Annotated in this window: 16 protein-coding genes; 10 read left to right on the top strand and 6 right to left on the bottom strand. The window is 63.7% G+C overall.

The window, feature by feature from the left end:
• The first annotated feature begins 701 nt into the window (after window positions 1-701).
• Window positions 702-1,733 (top strand): hypothetical protein, encoded by a 1,032-nt coding sequence (locus tag ACXJJ3_RS18130; RefSeq protein ID WP_458171348.1) that lies wholly within the window; start codon window positions 702-704, stop codon window positions 1,731-1,733.
• Here the strand turns inward: ACXJJ3_RS18130 and ACXJJ3_RS18125 are convergent.
• Window positions 1,719-3,032 carry a hypothetical protein gene (locus ACXJJ3_RS18125; protein WP_458171346.1) on the bottom strand — a complete coding sequence of 438 codons (1,314 nt, stop codon included), beginning with the start codon at window positions 3,030-3,032 and terminating at the stop codon, window positions 1,719-1,721. The two genes, ACXJJ3_RS18130 and ACXJJ3_RS18125, sit on opposite strands and share 15 nt — an antisense overlap.
• 350 nt (window positions 3,033-3,382) lie before the next feature.
• Here ACXJJ3_RS18125 and ACXJJ3_RS18120 point away from each other — a divergent pair, with 350 nt between their 5' ends.
• From ACXJJ3_RS18120 to ACXJJ3_RS18110, 3 genes are all read left to right on the top strand, one after another.
• Window positions 3,383-3,580: a hypothetical protein gene (locus tag ACXJJ3_RS18120; protein ID WP_458171345.1), complete on the top strand. Its 198-nt coding sequence runs from the start codon at window positions 3,383-3,385 to the stop codon at window positions 3,578-3,580.
• Window positions 3,581-3,783: 203 nt separating this feature from the next.
• The gene (locus ACXJJ3_RS18115; RefSeq protein WP_458171343.1) at window positions 3,784-3,987 is read left to right on the top strand and encodes a hypothetical protein; all 204 of its coding nucleotides are present in this window, start codon (window positions 3,784-3,786) and stop codon (window positions 3,985-3,987) included.
• A gap of 364 nt (window positions 3,988-4,351) precedes the next feature.
• Complete coding sequence (locus ACXJJ3_RS18110) at window positions 4,352-5,194, top strand: class I SAM-dependent methyltransferase (protein WP_458171342.1); 843 nt, start codon at window positions 4,352-4,354, stop codon at window positions 5,192-5,194.
• Between the two features lie 33 nt (window positions 5,195-5,227).
• Here ACXJJ3_RS18110 and ACXJJ3_RS18105 read toward each other — a convergent pair whose 3' ends face one another.
• A complete protein-coding gene (locus ACXJJ3_RS18105) occupies window positions 5,228-5,707 on the bottom strand; it encodes a hypothetical protein (protein WP_458171340.1) in 480 nt (159 codons plus the stop codon).
• Between the two features lie 13 nt (window positions 5,708-5,720).
• On the opposite strand from ACXJJ3_RS18105, the gene ACXJJ3_RS18100 reads away from it, so the two are divergent.
• From ACXJJ3_RS18100 to ACXJJ3_RS18075, 6 genes are all read left to right on the top strand, one after another.
• Window positions 5,721-6,122, top strand: coding sequence for a hypothetical protein (locus ACXJJ3_RS18100; protein ID WP_458171339.1), 402 nt, complete (start codon window positions 5,721-5,723; stop codon window positions 6,120-6,122).
• Window positions 6,123-6,138: 16 nt separating this feature from the next.
• Window positions 6,139-7,038, top strand: a complete 900-nt coding sequence (locus ACXJJ3_RS18095; protein ID WP_458171338.1) for a DddA-like double-stranded DNA deaminase toxin — start codon at window positions 6,139-6,141, stop codon at window positions 7,036-7,038.
• The gene (locus tag ACXJJ3_RS18090) at window positions 7,035-7,433 is read left to right on the top strand and encodes an Imm1 family immunity protein (protein WP_458171337.1); all 399 of its coding nucleotides are present in this window, start codon (window positions 7,035-7,037) and stop codon (window positions 7,431-7,433) included. The genes ACXJJ3_RS18095 and ACXJJ3_RS18090 overlap by 4 nt, the downstream gene beginning before the upstream one ends.
• 185 nt (window positions 7,434-7,618) lie before the next feature.
• A complete protein-coding gene (locus ACXJJ3_RS18085) occupies window positions 7,619-8,188 on the top strand; it encodes an N-acetyltransferase family protein (RefSeq protein WP_458171336.1) in 570 nt (189 codons plus the stop codon).
• Entirely contained in the window at window positions 8,185-8,370 is a 186-nt protein-coding gene (locus tag ACXJJ3_RS18080) for a hypothetical protein (RefSeq protein ID WP_458171335.1), read from the top strand. The genes ACXJJ3_RS18085 and ACXJJ3_RS18080 overlap by 4 nt, the downstream gene beginning before the upstream one ends.
• Window positions 8,371-8,392: 22 nt before the next feature.
• Window positions 8,393-8,911: a hypothetical protein gene (locus ACXJJ3_RS18075; RefSeq protein WP_458171334.1), complete on the top strand. Its 519-nt coding sequence runs from the start codon at window positions 8,393-8,395 to the stop codon at window positions 8,909-8,911.
• 25 nt (window positions 8,912-8,936) lie between these two features.
• Here ACXJJ3_RS18075 and ACXJJ3_RS18070 read toward each other — a convergent pair whose 3' ends face one another.
• From ACXJJ3_RS18070 to ACXJJ3_RS18055, 4 genes are all read right to left on the bottom strand, one after another.
• Window positions 8,937-12,071 carry a type I restriction endonuclease subunit R gene (locus tag ACXJJ3_RS18070; protein ID WP_458171333.1) on the bottom strand — a complete coding sequence of 1,045 codons (3,135 nt, stop codon included), beginning with the start codon at window positions 12,069-12,071 and terminating at the stop codon, window positions 8,937-8,939.
• Entirely contained in the window at window positions 12,071-13,315 is a 1,245-nt protein-coding gene (locus tag ACXJJ3_RS18065) for a hypothetical protein (protein WP_458171332.1), read from the bottom strand. The genes ACXJJ3_RS18070 and ACXJJ3_RS18065 overlap by 1 nt, the downstream gene beginning before the upstream one ends.
• Entirely contained in the window at window positions 13,312-15,060 is a 1,749-nt protein-coding gene (locus tag ACXJJ3_RS18060) for a type I restriction-modification system subunit M (protein WP_458171331.1), read from the bottom strand. Before ACXJJ3_RS18060 ends, ACXJJ3_RS18065 begins: the two co-directional genes overlap by 4 nt.
• A gap of 730 nt (window positions 15,061-15,790) precedes the next feature.
• Window positions 15,791-18,034 (bottom strand): S8 family serine peptidase, encoded by a 2,244-nt coding sequence (locus ACXJJ3_RS18055; protein WP_458171330.1) that lies wholly within the window; start codon window positions 18,032-18,034, stop codon window positions 15,791-15,793.
• Between the last annotated feature and the right edge of the window lie 73 nt (window positions 18,035-18,107).

The following is an 18,107-nucleotide window of genomic DNA, read 5'->3' as shown; positions in this document are numbered from 1 at the left end:
CGGCAACCGAGCCTTGCAACGTTGAGCCATCCTGACGACCCTGTTACAACGATGCAATGGCGACTCCGTAGTAACTTCCGCCACGCTGGGCAACGACCGCAAACGTCCACCACGGCGCCCGAGTACCGAGCCGAACCAGTGGGCGGCCGACGTTCAAGCCACCCTGGCGGATGCCCGCCAGCGCTGACGCTGTCGGCGCGCAGAACCCACGCTCCAGCGCAGTCGTCGAGAAGGACGCGCTCACTTATCTGGCCAGGCGTCTGTCCGATCGGCGTACGTCTGGTGGCGGATGCAGTGGAAGTTCGGGGTGGTCGGGCATGATCCCGGTAGTGACGACCTGGCAGCGCACGTCAAGGACTCAATGCGGACCTGGGATCGCGATTGCCGTGACCGCACGGCCGTTTCGAGCCCATGACGCACGATGCCGCACGCGGCGAGCTGACGGCCGGCCGCCTCGCCTCGCCAATCCGCAGAATCGGCTGAGCATTGACTGGCAGTAGCTCATCGGCCCGGTAGCGCGGCATCGCCGGACTCCGTGGTCCGCCAGAAAATGGTGCCCTCCGATGTGACGGTGCCGATCTGCGCTGCTGGCGTCGGCGTGTGGTTGCTCGACAGCGGCGTCTCATCACGGCCAGCCGTATCTGACACCGCGCAACTCCGTAGGGCCAGCCCGGTAAACCGTCAGAGGGCAAGATTGCCTCATGCGACTCCTTATCCTCGGTGGCAGCTGGTTCCTGGGGCGAACGCTGATTGTCGATGCCTTGGCTCGGGGGTGGGAGGTCACGGCTTTCTCCTGTGGCAAGAATGGTCAACCGCCGGCTGGCGCGACACACGTTCTCGGTGATCGTCGCAACGACGCAGACCTCCAGCGGTTGGCCGAGTCTGGCCAGTGGGACGCGCTCATCGACACCAGCGCCTATGAACCCGTCGACGTCACTCGGGTGACGAAGGCGCTCGGAAGGCACATTGAGCAGTACGTGCTCGTCTCGACCGTGAGTGCCTATCGCGATTGGCCGGATGTCCCTGTCAGCGAGAATTCGGCGCTCTGGCCATCGTCGCCGACCTACACCGAAGATTCCCCCGAGCTAGCCGACCTCACGATAGGCGGCCAGTACGGCACTCTGAAGGCGGGCTGCGAGACAGCGGCGATGGACGGAGACACGCGCAGCTTGATTGTGCGGCCGGGTGTCATCCTGGGGCCAGGTGAGTACGTCGGGCGCGGACTCAAGCTGCTGGCACGAGCTGCACGCGGTGGCCGATGGCTACTCCCTGCGCCGCCTGAGCAGTCCATTCAGCCAGTCGACGTACGCGACGTGTCAACGTTCCTCCTCGATTCCGTCGAGGCGAAACGCGACGGCGTCTTGAACCTGGTCGCTCCGATGGACCACTCGACGTACGGCTCCTTGATCGACGCCTGCCTGGCGCTGACCGGACACCGTGCTCAACCGGTTTGGGTAGACCCCAGGTGGCTGGATGAGCAGGGTGTTCGACAGTGGACAGAGATCCCGCTATGGCGAATCGCTCAAGGCACCTGGCAAGTCGACGGCCGGCGCGCCGCTGAGGCGGGATTCGTCTGCAGACGATTGCGCGACACCTTGTACGACTTCAAAGAGACGCTTGACCGCGAAGGGCTCATCGACCACCCACGTCAAGACCAGCTTGGAATGCGCCCCGAACGAGAAGCTGAACTCCTCGCCGCTTGGGATGATGCCCAGCCGTCAAGTGCTGGGTAGTGCCAGCCGCGAGACCGCCTCGGAGTTGAAGATCTCGATCTGATCGCGCAGGTCCACGGCCTCTGCGGAGTCGCGCCAATCGCGACTGGTGAGCCGACGAGACAGTTGCTCCATTCGCCCGGTCACACCATGACGACGGCTTGGCGCTGGGATCGTCCAGACGGACTCGAGCGCGTTCACGCTCGCGTCAAGACGGCCGGCCAGGAGTTCCGCGGTTGCCAGGTCGACCTGTGCCCGTGCAGGTGCCAAACCACCCAGTGGGTCCTCTGGCGCCAGGGCAATGGCGTCCTGAATGCGAGTCACAGCCGGCTCGCCTTGACCCACTGTCAGCAGGGCCGTTCCAGCGCACGCCGAATGGCGACTCCGACCCCAGCCGAATTCTCCACCGGCAGTGCTGTACAGCTCGCTGTCCCGTGATTGCTCCATCTCCATATCGGCCAGGCGCAGGGATTCCTTAACCTGGTCCGGCCGCCCTAGCTCGGCCCACGCCTGTGCCTCAATTGCTCTGAGTCTCGCGGTTGAGGCACCGGCTGGGGCAGCATCGATGCTGCTGGCGATCAGGTCGACGGCCCGCCGACTCTGGCCACGCCAGTTAGCGATGAGAGCCTGCGTTCCCCGGGACCATGCCTCGAGGTGCGCATCACCAATCAGTTCGGCGTAGGTACGTGCTGAGCGGGCTTGTTCCTCGGCGGCGTCCCAACGCGCTAGGTCGAACGACACGACTGACAGCAGTCCACACGCTTGTCCTGCCACCTGATAGAGCTGGCTGGCCTGCGCTGGTCGTCTCGTCTTATCGAGCAACAGGTAGGCCACATTGCGGATGTGGCGGGCTTCGGTGAGCAACTGCAACGGAGGTTTGGTCTGGTAACCGCGGGCTAGTTCAAGAACCGACTCCTGGAGCAACGAAATGTCGTCCGAGTCAACAGTGCCGGCGGTTCGGGCTGCGTGCTCAAAACTCTCGTGGGCGGCCATAACTGCCGCTGCCTCCAACGATTCGACGTCAACGGAAGGGCCAGGCGCGGCCGTTCCGTTGCGAAGCTCGAACTCTGCCAACTCATAAGGCAAGCCGAGCAAGACCTCGAAACGGTGACCCCAGAACGCTTCGGCCACGCGCTGCGCGACTGCTCTCGCGTGACCGACGTCGCCGCGCATCCACCGCGCCAACTGGCGTGGGGACAACGTCGCCGACTCCTTCATCTGCCGTGCCTTGATCTCGAACTCACGGCACGTTTCCTCGACCGTCCAGGGGCCTTCGTGGACGATCTGCTCTAACAGCGTTCTGTACTGCGCCGTAGCCACGCATTCACCGTACGTCAGGCTAGTGGGTCGCAAGCGGGTTCCGCGCGTCGATGGCAGCCGAATGTCCGACAGATGGCAGCCAGACGTCATGCCCTGATCTCTGGCATTTCGGCGTCGGATGCGCCTCTGCCGCCCGTTGCAGCCCCAAGCGGCAATCAGATGGCAGCCGAGTGTCCGGTGCCGTTCATGGTGACGGCAGACAGACCGGCGGGAAGCTTCTCGTCACCGAAAGTGCTAACCGCGACGACGGGGTGACGTTACGTGATACCGGAACTGTGGCTTCTCTGGCTGCTGGCGGCCGTGCTCTACGTCTTCATGATCCGAGACATCATCCAGGAGGTGACGGGCGAATGACCGTCACTCAGCTACCACAGCCGACTGATCGCCGCGTCCGGGTCTGGTTCGGTGAGCACGTCATCGCGGACTACACCGCCGAGTCGGCGAAAGCAATCCAGTACCACGTGTGCATGACTCGGCGATTCGCCAGTCTTCGTATCACGATCGAATCGCTACCCGCGGCGGTGGATGAAGATGCTGCCGACTTGTGAACGGCCAAAGCCGCCGCGGCTGGTGGTCCCGACTCTGGCAGCGCTTGGTCGCGGCTTTCCGTCGCTGGATGGACGAGGATCGGTGACCGACTACAGCCGGCCATTGCTGCTCGGATACGCACGCCGGGACCTGTACGTGTCCGGCCGACACGTTGACGACCTGAAGCGAACTCGGGGAGTCCGCCCAGCTCGAAGGCTTTCTCATGGGCTCGGTGTACGTCGAAGACCCCGAAACTGCGCCGCAGGCCTTCGAGGTGCTGGTTGCCTCGGTCAACCGCTACCAGATCACCGCGGTCGTGCTGCCGGGTCTGCGGCACCTGGCACTGGTGGGAGATCCACCAGACGTAAGTGTGCGGTTCGAGCGGGTCACGGGGGCTCGCATCATGCTGCACGAGGTCACGCCATGAACTGGCAGGCCCGGTGGGAAGTACTCCTCACCTCCACTCACGTGCAGTGTGGCCGCTGTACGCCCACTGGCCCCGCGGTGCCGCGGTCCTTGTCCGAGTCCTCTTCTCCCCTGTGGAGGGCTCGGCCAGGGTCCGCTCAGATGCCGGCTGGCACGGGACGCGGAAGCGAGTCCGTTCCGTGTCAGCCGCTCAAGCACCGAGGCGCGGACGGGTGCCTCGGTTTCGGTCGGCTGAGTGGTTGGGGCGGACGCGCCCGGGCGAGCAGCCACTCAGCCACCGCCGTTCAAGACCAGCGGGCGGGCGCACAGCCTGCAGAGCGGACGCCTGCCCGCTGTTCCACCTCGACGATAGGGAGCGGAGCGCAGTGGACACGCCCGTAATCCCGCTGGAACGGCTGACCGTCGATCCAGCGATAGAGACGCACTACTCGAGCCGCTGGGACGAGTCCGCCCGGTTGAGCTCGACTGTCAAGGGGCGCTTGGAACAGGCCCGGCTCTACGACTTCCTTGGCCAATGGTTCCCGCCGCCTCCGTCTCGTGTGGCTGACATCGGCGGTGGTCCCGGTGTGCACGCTGGCTGGCTCCACGACCAAGGACACGACGTCGTACTACTCGACCCAGTGCAGCGTCACATCGAACAAGCTAACGCGGCAGGCATCACGGCGGAACTTGGCGACGGACGCCGGCTTCCATGGTCGAACGAGTCGTTCGATGCCGTACTCATGGCGGGTCCGCTCTATCACCTGCCGGAGGCACGCGACCGCCGGCTGGCACTTCGCGAGGCATTGCGGGTGTTGCGTCCCGGTGGCGTGCTGGCTGCGGTGGCGATCAACCGCGCAGCGAACCTGATCGGCTCGACGCTCGCCAACACGCTCCTGACACGACATGGCGTCGTGCGCGACATCCTGGAGACCGGCCACAGCGCCGACAACGAGCGCATGGCGCACTGCTACTACCACCGCGAGAGCGAGCTGCGCAGCGAGCTCGTCAGCGCCGGGCTGCGGCCGGTGAACATCTTCGGCCTCACCGGTCCCGGTGGCTGGCTCACAGTCATGATCGACGCACACTTCAAGAACCAGCCCTACACCGACAAGCTGGCCGAGCACGACCCGCTCGACACCGCGCTGGAGTGCTCTCGCCTGGCTGACCGGATGCCGGAGCTGGTGGCAGCTAGCTCGCTGTTCCTCGCGGTTGGCCAGAAGGTTTGAACCATGGTGTCGTGCTGCACGGCTGGCGAGATCTCAGCCAAGGCGGCCGTGCAGCTCGACGTACTCCACTTCGGCACGCAGCACCTTCGACAGCACCGCATCGGCGCTCGGCAGTGGATGGAGCGGGAAGTTCGACCCGTCCCACCTCAACCGGCCACCCGTGGTCGTCGACGGCGGGATGACCACGGGTGTCCCCGGCTCGACGTACTCGACGCCGGTAGCCAGCGGGCCGAGGTTGGCTTCGGGCTGGAGCGTGCAGGTGATCCAGCCGCCGTCCGGCAGCTTCATCGTCGGCGGCCAGATCCCAGGTCGCTCCTGCTCGTACAGCCGCTTGCCGTAAGCGCCGGCGATCCGTGGCAGGTGCCAGATCGCTACGGTCGGGCAAGACGTGACCGCCAGGTTCGGCGGCTCGGCGACGTCCCAGAGCACGCGGGCCGCATCGGCATCGGTGATCCAGTCGCCGTCCGGCGTACCCGCGATAGTTGCCGCCCGCACCGGAATCTCACGCTCCACGCAGGCGAGAGCCGTGTCCAACAAGGCGTTCTTGCGTCGAATCATCTGCCTGATCGTCCTCCCGTATCGGGAACATCATTGCCGCGCCACCGCGCGGCTTGTCAATCCGGACCTCAGCAGATCGCTGATTGTCCAACCAAGTGAGGAGCCGTACATGTCCCAAGTCGAACAGATGAAGATGCAGCTGCACGGCTTGGCAGATCAGTCCAGACAAGGCGCAGCCAGCCTGGCTGGGTTCAAGCAGCGTTTCGAACAGTCCAGCCAGCAGGTTCAGGCCCTCATTCGCGGCACAGCGACGCGGGCTGATCAGGACATTGCAACGATGCTGGATGCCGCCGCCAAGTCGGTTGACCAAGCCGTCCAGTCGTTGCAGATCGCCGAAGCCGGGTGTCGCGGCTACGCCGACCAGATTTAGCGGGCCGAGGCAGCGCATGCCTTCCGAGCTGCAGCGGGTCGCCGAACAGCTGCTCGCCTGCCTGAACGAGGTACCGCGGGCGGTCGGCTATCTGCATGACCGAGCCAGGAAGTGCCGCGAAGCCGCGGCATTGATCGGGAGCACCAGCAACCACCCGAGCGGCCGAATCGCCGCCACGCAGCTCGATGAAGCGGCAAGGCGCTGTGAAGAGGCAGCCCACTACTTGTCTCAGGCGGAGGCTCGAGCGAAGCAATGGGTCGAGCAGATGGTGAGCGGCATTCGAACCGCCGGGCCAAGCGGTGGCTCGAGGAATGAACGGTCGCCAGGAGCAGGTGGCAGAACGCCTTCCGCGGACGGCCGGCGTGACGACCATGACGACGAAGCGGATTCGAAGACCCCGGACAGGATTGGGCGAGCCAGCGATGAGACGAGTTCGGAGGAAGATGGACCGCCGTCGCGGGGCGCCGTCGACGATCGGGCGCAGGACAGCGCCGGCAGTGATGTAGCTGGAGATCAGCCGGAGCCCGCTCCGTTCATCGAGCGGATCTTTCGGCGACTACCCGAGCGGCCGGGAGACGTCGGGCCGACATCCGGCATTCTGACCAGGCCGGACGGTGGCGGCCTGATTCATGTGCGCAGCGGGACGCGAGGCCCCGGAGGTACGGCGCCAGGTCTCGGCGGCCGAACCGCCAGCCTCGACTCTGCGCGAGAACACGCGGAGGGCCACGCGGCCGCCCTCATGCGCCGTGCCGGAATGCCTCGAGAAATGACCCTGTACGTGAACAAGCGTCCCTGCGGTGGTCGGTACGGCTGCGACAACACGTTGCCCTGGCAGCTGCCGCCCGGTACCAAGCTGACGGTCTATTGGCCAGGCGGCTATAAGGTCTACATCGGTGATGGGAGAGGACTCGCATGAACGACTTCTTGACGGCCTACTACGACGATGACGCGGGACAGCAGCGCATCGGCAGCCAGGCCGAGCTCGACGAGCTGCTCGACCGAGTCGCAAGTCTGCCCCGGCCGACCTGGGTTGAACTGGTCAGCGCGGACGAGCTCGCCACAATGAACATTGGGCTAGGGGCGGCCTTCAGTTCCTTGACGCTCTACGACGACGTCGATGGCTCCGCAAAGTACCGCTCAGCTGGCACGCTCGACGAGCCACAGGAAGCTACATTCGACTACGGTGGCGTGCCGACGACCATGGGCAAAGGCAGCGCGATCACCCTGAAGGAGGCTCGTGCGGCGGCCTCCGAGTTCTTCGCCACTGGCAGGCGTCCTGAGCTGGTGGCCTGGGAGCTGGCAGTCAACTAAGCGCTCCCATGGCGAAGATAGAACATATGCGTATGGTGTGGCCGGTCGAGGCTTCGTCCTGTCGAACTGCCGCCAATGGTTGCCAGGAACTGGCTGATCGCTCCGCACGGGGGCACATCTGGCTTCCGGGCCAATCATTGATACCTAACTCAAGGGTGCCAGCGGCTTACGCCAAGGGAGCGACCATGACCCTGACCTTGATCCGCCGTGCGGGGATCGAGGGGCTTGAACTCGTCCCGAGACTCAAGCCGCTGTACGCGAACGCCTACTCCGAACCTCCGTACGAGATGTCGGACGAAGACATCGAGCAGTTCGAGCTCCGGATCACGAAACATGCCGGCCTGGACGGCTTCGTTCTGGTTGCCGGGGAGCTCGACGGACGCCTCGTCGGGTTCTCGTACGGTTTCACCTTCCCGCCTGGACGATGGTGGACCGGTGTCAAGACTGATCCGCCTCCTGCTGACGTTGCTTCAGGCCCTCTTTTCGCAGTGATCGAGCTCGGCGTACACACCGACTTCCGTGGCCGCGGCTTCTCCCGCCAGCTCGTCGACGCTCTCCTCGCCGGCCGACCGGAGCCGTTCGCGAGTCTCATCTCCCGCCCAGGTGCACAGGCTCACGCGATGTATCAACGCTGGGGATGGAAGAAGGTCGGCACGACCCAGACATACCCGCACTGGCCCGTTGAGGACATCGACGTCCTCCCTTTGCACAACAGCAAGTCACCTGACCTCTCGAGGAAGGGACCACGATCATGAGCAACCATCCGTTCGGGATCGCGGGTGCAGTTTCGGCGCGCTCGCGGACGAACTACGGCGGCGAACGAACTGGCTTGATCAAGCTTGTAGATTCCGGTCACGAGTTCGGCGCCCGACGTACGGAAACGGAGGACCAGGTCGGGGCACAGTTGCGGCGTTCTGAAGTCTTCTACGTCGGCTGAGCAAGAGGAGACGAGCCGGAACATGACTTGGGATCCTTGGGCGATCAAGCCCGATTCCGAGCGAGAGGTCTGGGACTTCAGCCCGCTGGCGGCTGTGGGACCACTCATCTTCTGGATGGAGCACCACGAGGTGGAGCAGGCGGTCGGACATCGAGCGAGCCTTGGCCGTTGGGGCGACCGACTTAGCAGTGCAAGCTTCAGTCAGGGGTTCACGGCGTACTACGAGGATGGACATCTGCACGCGGTTGCAATCGACGCCTGTGTAGGTCCACACGTGAGGTTCGAAGGCGCTCAGTTGGTCGGCCGGCCGCCGTCGGAGGTAGCCGACTGGTACGGCGACAATTTCGAGCGTCTACAGGCGGACTATGTCATCAACCAGCATGGCGACCCGTCGTCCGACCGCCTCGGCTTCGTCATCCGCACGCAACGCGCAGGTGATCGCCTCCTCAGCTGTCCTGTCTTCGTCGGCTGGCACTGGTCCGGCAGCTGCGGCGACATCCAGGAAAGCTACATCCCGGAGGAAGAGTGGCAGGTCCGCTGAGCTGAGGCCTTCAGACCCTGGCTGCTCATGTATCCGTCGGCTGATCGATCGCGGCCTCGTAGAATGCGTCCGCGAGCGCGATGATGACAGCGTTGATGCCAGGTCCGTCGCTGAAGAAGTAGTCGGCCATGGTGTTGTGAGCTTCCTGGTTTTCGACCACCGCCTCGGTGACCGCTGCCTGGAAGTCTCGCGACTCGATGAACTGCTTCTTCGAGTTCACCTTGGTCTGGTTCACCAGGTCGGGGTAGGCGAGCAATCGCTGCACCAGCCCTTGCACGAACTCGCGAATCTGAGACTCGGCAAAGGATTCCGCACCGAAAAGGTCGTTCATTTTGTCGATGACGACCTGGAGTGCGACGTACTTGGGCTCCTTCCGGGTTCCGGTGCCCGCGCCGCTGATGCCCTTGAGTTCGCCGTCTCCGGTCAGCGAGATGTTGACCGCGGGGCCCTTACTGTGCTTGACACCGACGAGGACCACATCAGAGAGGTCGACCTCTGCGGTCCAGGACGAGTCTGCGATGACCTTCTCGAGGAGCCGCAGGAAGATGGACAGCATCTCCATGTATGGGTCGCCATAGTCGACGATTTGGCTCATGAAGTCATAGAGCCGGACGTAGGTAGAGACGTCCTTGCGGAACAGATCGAGGGTGTTGAGGGTGACCTTGTCGTCGGCCTCGATCGCAGCCGCATATCGGCGGGCGAAGTCGTTCTTGGCCGGGCTGATCGCACCCGAGAGCGCGTTGTTTCCCCTCCGTGTGACCCACAGTTCGGCGACCTCACGCACTTGCTCTTGCGTGTAGATTCCCGCCTGGGCGAGCTTGGTGGCGAGGTGGATGACGACGTACGGGTCGGTCTCGGTCTCCAGGGTAGCGTTGGTGAAGTAGGGCTCGAACGCATCCCGGATGTCCTCGGGCTTGTTCACGAAGTCGATGACAAAAGTCTTGCGTTTCTGCTCTCCGCCCGCAGTGCGGTGGGTTCGGTTGAGCCGGGACAGCGTCTGCACGGCGGTGACACCGGAGAGCTTCTTGTCGACGTACATCGCCGAGAGCAGCGGCTGATCAAAGCCTGTCTGGAACTTGTTTGCGACCAGCATGATCTTGTAGGTCGTGCCCTTGAAGGCGGCGGCAAGGTCCGAGCCGGCGCCAGGGTTCAGGTTGGCCTCCGTGAACTCGTCGTCCTTGCCCGGCTGAGGCCCCCAGTCCGAGACCCACTCCTCGTCTTCGGCCATCGTCACCGATGCGGAGAAGGCCACCAGGGTGCGGTAGTTGTACGAGGCGTCCTCGGCGGCCCGCTTGGCGATGTAGGCGTCGATCGCCTTCTTGTACTTCACCGCGGCTTTGCGTGAGTCAGTAACGACCATCGCCTTCGCTTTGCCCTCGAGCAGATGGGCGACGTTGGCGTGGAAGTGCTCGACGATGATCTGCACCTTCTGGCTGATGTTGGTTGGGTGCAGCTTCACCCACCGCATCAGTCCCTTACGAGCGGCGGCCTCCTCCACCTCGCTGCCGTCGCCGCTCTCGGCCTTGCCGGCGATCTTCAGCGCGGTGTCGTAAGACTGGTAGCCCTTGAGCACGTCGAGGATGTAGCCCTCCTCGATCGCTTGCCGCATCGAGTAGAGGTGGAACTCAGCCGGCTTCCCGTCCGGGCCCTTGCGGCCGAACAGTTCCAGCGTCTTGTTCTTTGGCGTTGCCGTGAATGCGAAGTAAGAGATGTTCTCCGACTCGGCCCGCTCGGTCATCTCCGAGGCCAGGATCGCCTCGACGTCGACGGAGCCGCTCTCCTCGATCTCCTTGACCTCCTCCGCGGTCAGCACAGCCTTGAGCTTGGAGGAGATCTGGCCGGACTGCGAGGAGTGCGCCTCGTCAGCGATCACCGCAAACCGGCGTCCCTTCAAGGACGAGTCGGCCCGGATCTCGTCGAGGGCGAACGGGAAGGTTTGCACCGTCACCGCGATGATCAGCTCCCCGTTCTTCAACGCGGTCGCCAACAGCCCGGACTTCGACTTCGCCCCTGCCTTGCGGACGTCTTCCGGGCTGATCGTGGCCACGATCTTCCCCGTGCCGTCGATCTGCCGGATCGCGTCCTGGAGCTGCCCGTCGAGGACGGTGCGGTCGACAACCACGATTACCGAGTCGAAGACCTTCTCGTCGTTCACATGCAGTCGTGCCAGGCGGTGAGCGGTCCAGGCGATGGTGTTGGTCTTACCCGACCCTGCGGAGTGCTCGATCAGGTAACGCTGCCCCACGCCTTCTTCGGTCACCGCTGCGACGATGTTCGTCACGGCCTCCCACTGGTGGAAGCGAGGAAAGAGCATGCTGGTACGCCGCACCGACGTGCCCGTGGTGACGTCCCACTCCTCCTTCGTCTCCACGATCATGAGCCGGCCAATGATGTTCAGCCAGGCGTGCTTCTCCCAGACGCGCTGCCACAGGTACGCCGTCGCCGACCACCCGCCCTCACCCGGCGGGTTCCCGGCGCCATTCTCATGACCGATGTTGAACGGCAGAAAGTGCGTTTTCTCGCCCTCGAGCCGAGTGGTCATCGCGGCCAGGTCGTTCGAGACCGCGAAGTGCACCAGCGCCCGATGCCCGAACGACAACAGCGGCTCCGGACGCCCATTGGTCAGCGGGTGCCGGTCCTTGCGGTACTGGTTGATCGCCTCATCAAGAGACTGCGTGAAGTCCGTCTTTAGCTCGACGGTGGCAACCGGAAGCCCGTTGACGAAGAGGACCAGGTCGATGCTGCGCTGGTCAGCGGTGGAGAAGCGGACCTGACGCATCACCCGCACCCGCATCGCCGCGTACTGCTCATTGGTGGTCGCATTCAGGCTGGTCTCGGGGCGAAACTGCGCCATTTTCAACCGGCCACCACCGATGTACTGCACACCGTTCCGGAGGATGTTCAGTGTCCCGCCGCCATGCTCCAACGGCTTGTCGAGCGCTGTTGTCAGCACGTCGAGGAACTTCGCCTCGGACCCCGCTGCCCTCAACGCCTTCTTGTACGCCGTCAGCTGTGTCTCGGTCAGCCAGGCGAACACGTCCTCGGGGAAGAGCGCCCGCTCCTGGTCGTAGCCAGCGTGGTTCACCGAGTACAGCCACCCGTGAGCCTCCAAGTACGCGCAAATCTCGGACTCGAAGACGACCTCATTGTGATCGGCCATCACACCATCTCCCGTACGTCGACCTGACCCGTCACCGCCGCCGTGATCAACGCCGCCCGACGCTCGCGAGACAGATCGATAAACCGCTCGGTCTCAGTGATCAGCAGGTCGATCGTGCCGGTCTCAGCATCGAGAGCTTCAACAACTCGACGCTGCACGTCCAGCGGCGGCACCGGCACGGGCAGATTCCCAAGGGTCCACTTGTTGGTGCCCGCCAAATTCGTCGTCTGCTTTGCTGTCGTCTGGAAGTACGTACGGGCAATGGGGCCATCCAACCAGTAGACCAAGAACTCGGAGTCGAGTGCCTCGCTCGGCCGCACAGCGAAAACGTGGTTTTGGTGCAGCATTTCAGGCAGCTCGCCGCGCCAGAGCGCTCCTCGGCCTAGCTTGTCGATGTCACCGCCCTCCGTCATAAGGACATCTCCAGGCTGGAGCATCGACGCTGCGGCTCGGTCAGGTGGAACTCGGACAGTCTTGATCTCCCGCAAGTCCACATATCCGACCTGGACGTTTGCGACACGCAAGTATGACCACTCTGGGTCGGCAGGATCGCCCTCCCCGTTCAACGTGACCCCAGTCTGAACCGTGGAAACGTGCTTCAGCCTCGTCATTTCCCCGAGCGACTCCAAGCGCTCTGCGATTGCAGCTGCGCGCCGTTCGCGTAGCATCTCGATGAGATGCTGCTGCTCCTCGACGAGTGCATCGATGCGGGCGGTCTCGCGGTCGAGGTAGTCGACGATGGCGCGCTGCTCGGCGGCCGGCGGCAAGATGACCGGCAGACGAGCGACGTCCGCGAACTTCAGGGACTGGCGGACACCGCCGCCCAGCCCGTAGAAGACCTTGGTGAGGTCGTACGACCTCATCAGGTACTCGGCGTAGCGCGCATCAATGCCGGCTGGTCGTGCCGAGACATAAGCAGACGTAATGATTCCGCGCTTGACGACACGGGCCGTTCGAAGGCTGCGGTGGTCGTTCTGTAGGTCGGTGAAGCGGAATACCAGGTGGTCTGGCTCGACGACCTGATAGGTCTCGAAGGATTCGGGCAGGAGCCCACCCAGTGCCCCGATGTCCTTGGGGACGATGCGCCCGTAACTGAGCGACAGGAGATTGTTCTCGACCAGGCCTTCGTTCTTCACCTTCGACTCACTGAGCACAGACATCAGCGGAACGACGGCCCACTGGGACGGGATTCGTCCCACCCACGGGATGTCGCTGTCACGATATGTGGCGTACGCCTTCATCATCGGTCTTCAACCTCCCGGAGCAGGTCGAGGATCTTGGCGATCTGCTTCTCCAGGTCGGCGTCAATCTCTGCGAGGGGGCGAGGTGCGACGTACTTGTAGAAGTGGCGGGTGAAGGGGATTTCGTAGCCGGTCTTGATCTTGGGCCAGTCGATCCAGGCGTCGGGGGCGTGGGGCTTCACCTCGGCGTCGAAATACGCCTGAACGACGTCGACCTTGGCGGCCACCCCGGTGGTCGAGCCGCCATAGGTGAAGGGGACGTTCTCGGTGTCGCGCTTCTTCGTGTCCGGCTTAGCCTTCCCCTTGCGGTCAACGACGGGTCCGCCGAACTCATCGAGGAGTGGGCGCTCTACGGTGATGCTCCAGTAGCCGAACTCATCGTTGCGCAGCACCTTGGAGTAGTCCGGGTCGGCGTCGGCGAAGTCGGCGTACAGCTGGACGATCTTGGCGCGGTCCGCGTCGCTGATCTCCCGGCCTTTCGATCCGAGGTTCTTGCGCATCTTGGTCCAGAACGAGGTCCCATCAATGAGCTGAACGAGTCCCTGACGATCGGGGTGCTTGATGTTGTCCAGGATCCAGATGTAGGTGGCGATGCCTGTATTGAAGAACATGTTGGTCGGTAGAGCGACGATCGCCTCGACTAGATCTTCCTCTAACAGGTACTTTCGAATGTTGGAGGGGCCGGACTCGGCGGCGCCGTTGAAGAGCGGCGAGCCGTTCATGACCATGCCGACCCGGCCGCCGCCGTCCTCGGGGGCGCGCATCTTGTGAACCAGATGGAGCAGGAAGAGCATCTGCCCATCCGAAGTCGACGGGAGGCCAGGGGCGAACCGGCCGTAGGGACCAGCAGATGCCTTCTCTTCAGTGACCGCTTTGGCATACTGCTTCCAGTCGACACCGTAAGGCGGGTTGGACATGCAGAAGTCGAACTGACGGTCCTTGAACGCGTCGTCGGTGAGCGTGTTGCCGAAGGCGATATTGGTTGCGTCGTGGCCCCTGGCTAGCAGGTCGGACTTGCAGATCGCATACGACTGCGGGTTGTACTCCTGGCCGTACAGGCTGAGCTGGGCGTCGGGGTTCTGCGCGAGTAGGTGCTCCTCGGCCAAGGCGAGCATGCCGCCGGTGCCCGCGGTCGGGTCGTATAGCGTGCGGACGATGCCGGCCTCGGTCAGGTCGGCGTCCTTCTCGGCCAGGAGCAGGTCGACCAGCAGCCGGATCGCGTCCCGCGGGGTGTAGTGGTCACCGGAGGTCTCGTTCGCAGCCTCGTTGAACTTGCGGATGATGTACTCGAACGCATCGCCCATGTCGGCGTTGGAAACGACATCCGGGTGCAAGTCGACGGCTTTGAATGATGTGATCACCTGGCGAAGGAGTCCGGCCTTTTCCAAGGCGAGGATCTCCTTCTTGAAGTCGAAGTACTCGAAGACGTCGACATCGGGAGACCAGTGGTCAATGTAGTCGGCGAGGTTTTCCGCCAGCCCGTCGGCGTCTTCGAGGAGGTTGGCGAACGAGTAGTTCGAGGTGTTGTAGAACGGCCGCCCAGTTGCCTTCTTGACCTCAACCTTGAGCCGGCCAGGACTCGCGTACTTAGCCGCCAACTCGCGCACCGTCCGCAAGTCGGGCTCAAGAATGCAGTCGAGTCGACGCAGGATCGTGAGCGGAAGAATCACGTTGCCGTACTGGTTGGGGCGGTAGGGTCCCCGAAGCTGGTCAGCGATCGACCAAATGAAACTACCGAGTGTGCTCACAAGACTCCTTACAGGGCTCGCTCGACGTCATATTGCGGTGGTGCGCAGCACGACGCCTCGTGCGCCGTCCGAGCAGACCGCCCACAGTCGCAGCAACTGTGCGTCACAACTGCATCATTGCGCATCACCGCTCCCCGAGCGCCATCGACTCGTCATCGACCGTCCAGCGAAGCCGCCGCGGTCATGGCAAGCCAGGTCCCGTTGCGGCACCGAACGCAGCGCCGGATCAGTGGTACACCCTCGTGCCTCCGTGCAAGTACTTATCGAGCCAGAACCAGATCTGTTACAGGTATCCGGGATACACTCCTACCGGTGGCGTCCTCCATCTATGGCATGCCTGGTCTGCAGAACAAGTCGCCCGCTCCCGCTTGGTACTGGAAATGCTCGCCACAGGTCAGGTGGATCCGACCGTCGGCGAGGACCTGAGCCGCGAAACATCCGCCGCGGCGCGGGCCGATCTGCTCAAACCCGGATGCTGCGGTGGCAAGGAGTTGAGCCGTGTGCCCGCCTATACTGTCATTCGCTGGTCCGAGGGACCTAGATTTGAAGCTCTCGATCGCATCGGGAACGACGAGTGGATCCGCCTCTTCATCTGGCGGAGCACGAAGACGATTCGGACAGCGCCGGGTGAGCGACCTTGGAGCGGTGCCGAGAGTCACCTGTGGGTGGATGGTGGCCCGTGATGCCCGAATCCTCTGCCTAAGGTGCCGCTAACAGCGGGACCCTACTGTCAGGTGATCACGGGAGGAACTGCGACTAGTGTGGACGCGATGATCGCGTGCAGGTCGACATCCGTCTCACCCAGATCGGCGCTCACCACGATCGAGTACGGCAGCTCGTTGGCCCAACTTGAGCTCGAGTCGTCCCACCAACCGACCACGGGGTAGACAGCCAGTAGCCGCGACTGTCCCGCGATGTCGGCTGCGGACACATCTGCGAAATCCTGCTGCAACGTCCCACGCGATCGCGTGTCAGTTCCGATCGTCCATGGGTAGGAGCCGGCGCCTCTGGCGATGCCCTGGTCCCTTACCAGCCTGTTGATGCGCGCCCGAAAGGCGTCTGGCTCCTCCGTCGGACCTTGGAGATCCCAGCGAAGCCGTCCGCCGGCGTACGAGCGTCGGGTGAGGTTGTCTGTGGGTTCGACGAAGTACGAAAGAGTCACGGTGAGTCGAACAGGCAGCTCGCCGATTGCATGGAGTTCGTCCTCGGGGAACGGCAGTTCGATGAAGTCAGCTCGCCGATCGATGGCCTTGTCACTGCGACGGCTCGGCTGCAGCGATCCTTCGTAGATCATCACGGGGCGGTTGGAGGAGCTGCTCGTCGCGAGTTCAGGAGCCGGAACGCCGTACCCGAATGAGCGCAGGAGGTCACGCCGGTCGGTGAGTTGTTGGACCGCTGCCGCCGGCCACCGCGCTGTATGAGCCAACAAGGCTCGCCAGGTTGCAGGTCTGAGGGTCGGCTGGGCGGCGGCGATCCTCGCGAGCGCATTCGATGCGGCTGCGGCGGCTGGGCTGGTCTTGAAGGTGCGACGGACCAGCGAGCCGCCGAGGGCGGAGTTCGATCGGAGGGTGAGAACAGTAAGACCTTGGGCTTCTGGGTTCGATAGTCCGCCACCCGGTGCAGTGTTGCCCGCTTCCATGACGAGGTCGGGCTTGATCGGGCGATTGGCTCCCGCGGACGTTCTGCTGTGTGGGCTCAGCTGACCAGCCTCGGCCAAGGGTTCCGGGTAGCCGTCCGTCAGATCTGCGGCCGTGAGCTGATCGAGGTTGGTGTAGCCACCGATCGTCAGAACATTCCAGGCTTGGCCGGGCTGTTGCAGGAATGGGGGTCCGAGATTGAGAACTGGGTAGTTCTCTCGGTCCGGATTCTCATCATGATTGCCACCAGCAACGACTATCAGACGGCCCTCACCGTTGTTCCAGGCGAGCAGGTCCGCGGCCACAGACCATGCCGTGCGGTCGTTCCGGCCGACTGTCTGGTTGTCGGCGCCGATGCTTAGGTTGTGAATCACCGGAAGACCGCGGCCGAATCCATCGGCCGTCTCGATCGACTCCCGGGTGCGCTCTGCCCACATTGCGCCACGCTCGGGGTCGCCGCCGGAACTGGTCGCCGAATCGAGCAGTCGCATCGAGATCAGCCACGCGTCGGCGTGCAGGAGACCACCTGCAAGACCGTCTGCCAGACGTGAATACGTTGCCACGCCGGCCATCTGCGTGCCGTGGCCGTCGGAGTCGGTCGTTCCGGGCTCCCCCGGAACGACGCTCTCCGCCTCAAGCAGGATCGGCGTCACGTAGGGATGGGTCGAGTCGATGCCGCTGTCGTGCACCGCGACCACCGCCGCGTCCGCGGGCGGTGGATCGACGTCGGCGACCTCACCGGCAGCGTCCTGTGCCTCCGCCATCACGATCGGGAACACAGTCGGTGCCAGGTGAACCTCGGCTGCATCAGGTAGGAGCAAAGGCAGTGCCTTAAGTGATTCACCGGTGGCCAGTACCACGTGGACATCTCGCTCGGGTCCGCGGAAGACAGGTATGCCGTAGACGCCGTCGGGCGTCAGTTCGGCGAATGCCTCCACGGCCGCGTCGATCCTTGTGTGCTGGTCCGAGGGGAGATTCGGGTCACGCCTGGTCCAGACCTCGACCCAGATCCTGGCCTCGTCGTCGACGTCGTCCGGGATCTCGCCGAGACTCAGATCCGAGATGGTTGCCAGCTCTATCTGATCGATCCGGGCGATAAGGGCGTTGTTCTTCGGGTTGCCCCTGCTGGTGTTCTCGTTCGCATAGGCGGTGGCCTTCGTGCGAAGTGCTCGGAGGTTGTCCTCTACGCGGAATACGACTCGCCCCTCACTACTAGTGAGTAGCTCCGCGTTCGAGCTCGCGGGTGCGAGCTGCGACGATATGGACGGGTCGTCGAGCCCAGGGCCGACGGCGGTGACGACTGCTGCTGTGAACGGCTGCGACAGCGACTCGCGCACTGCCGCGATTGACTGAGCTGCAGTGTCGATCTGGGATAAGACGGCTGCCGCGTGCTGTCCTCTGTCGCGCTCT

The sequence above is a fragment of the Kribbella sp. WER1 genome (assembly GCF_054189145.1).
Note: the sequence above shows the minus strand (reverse complement) of the source record. Positions and strands in the feature narration are given on the sequence as shown.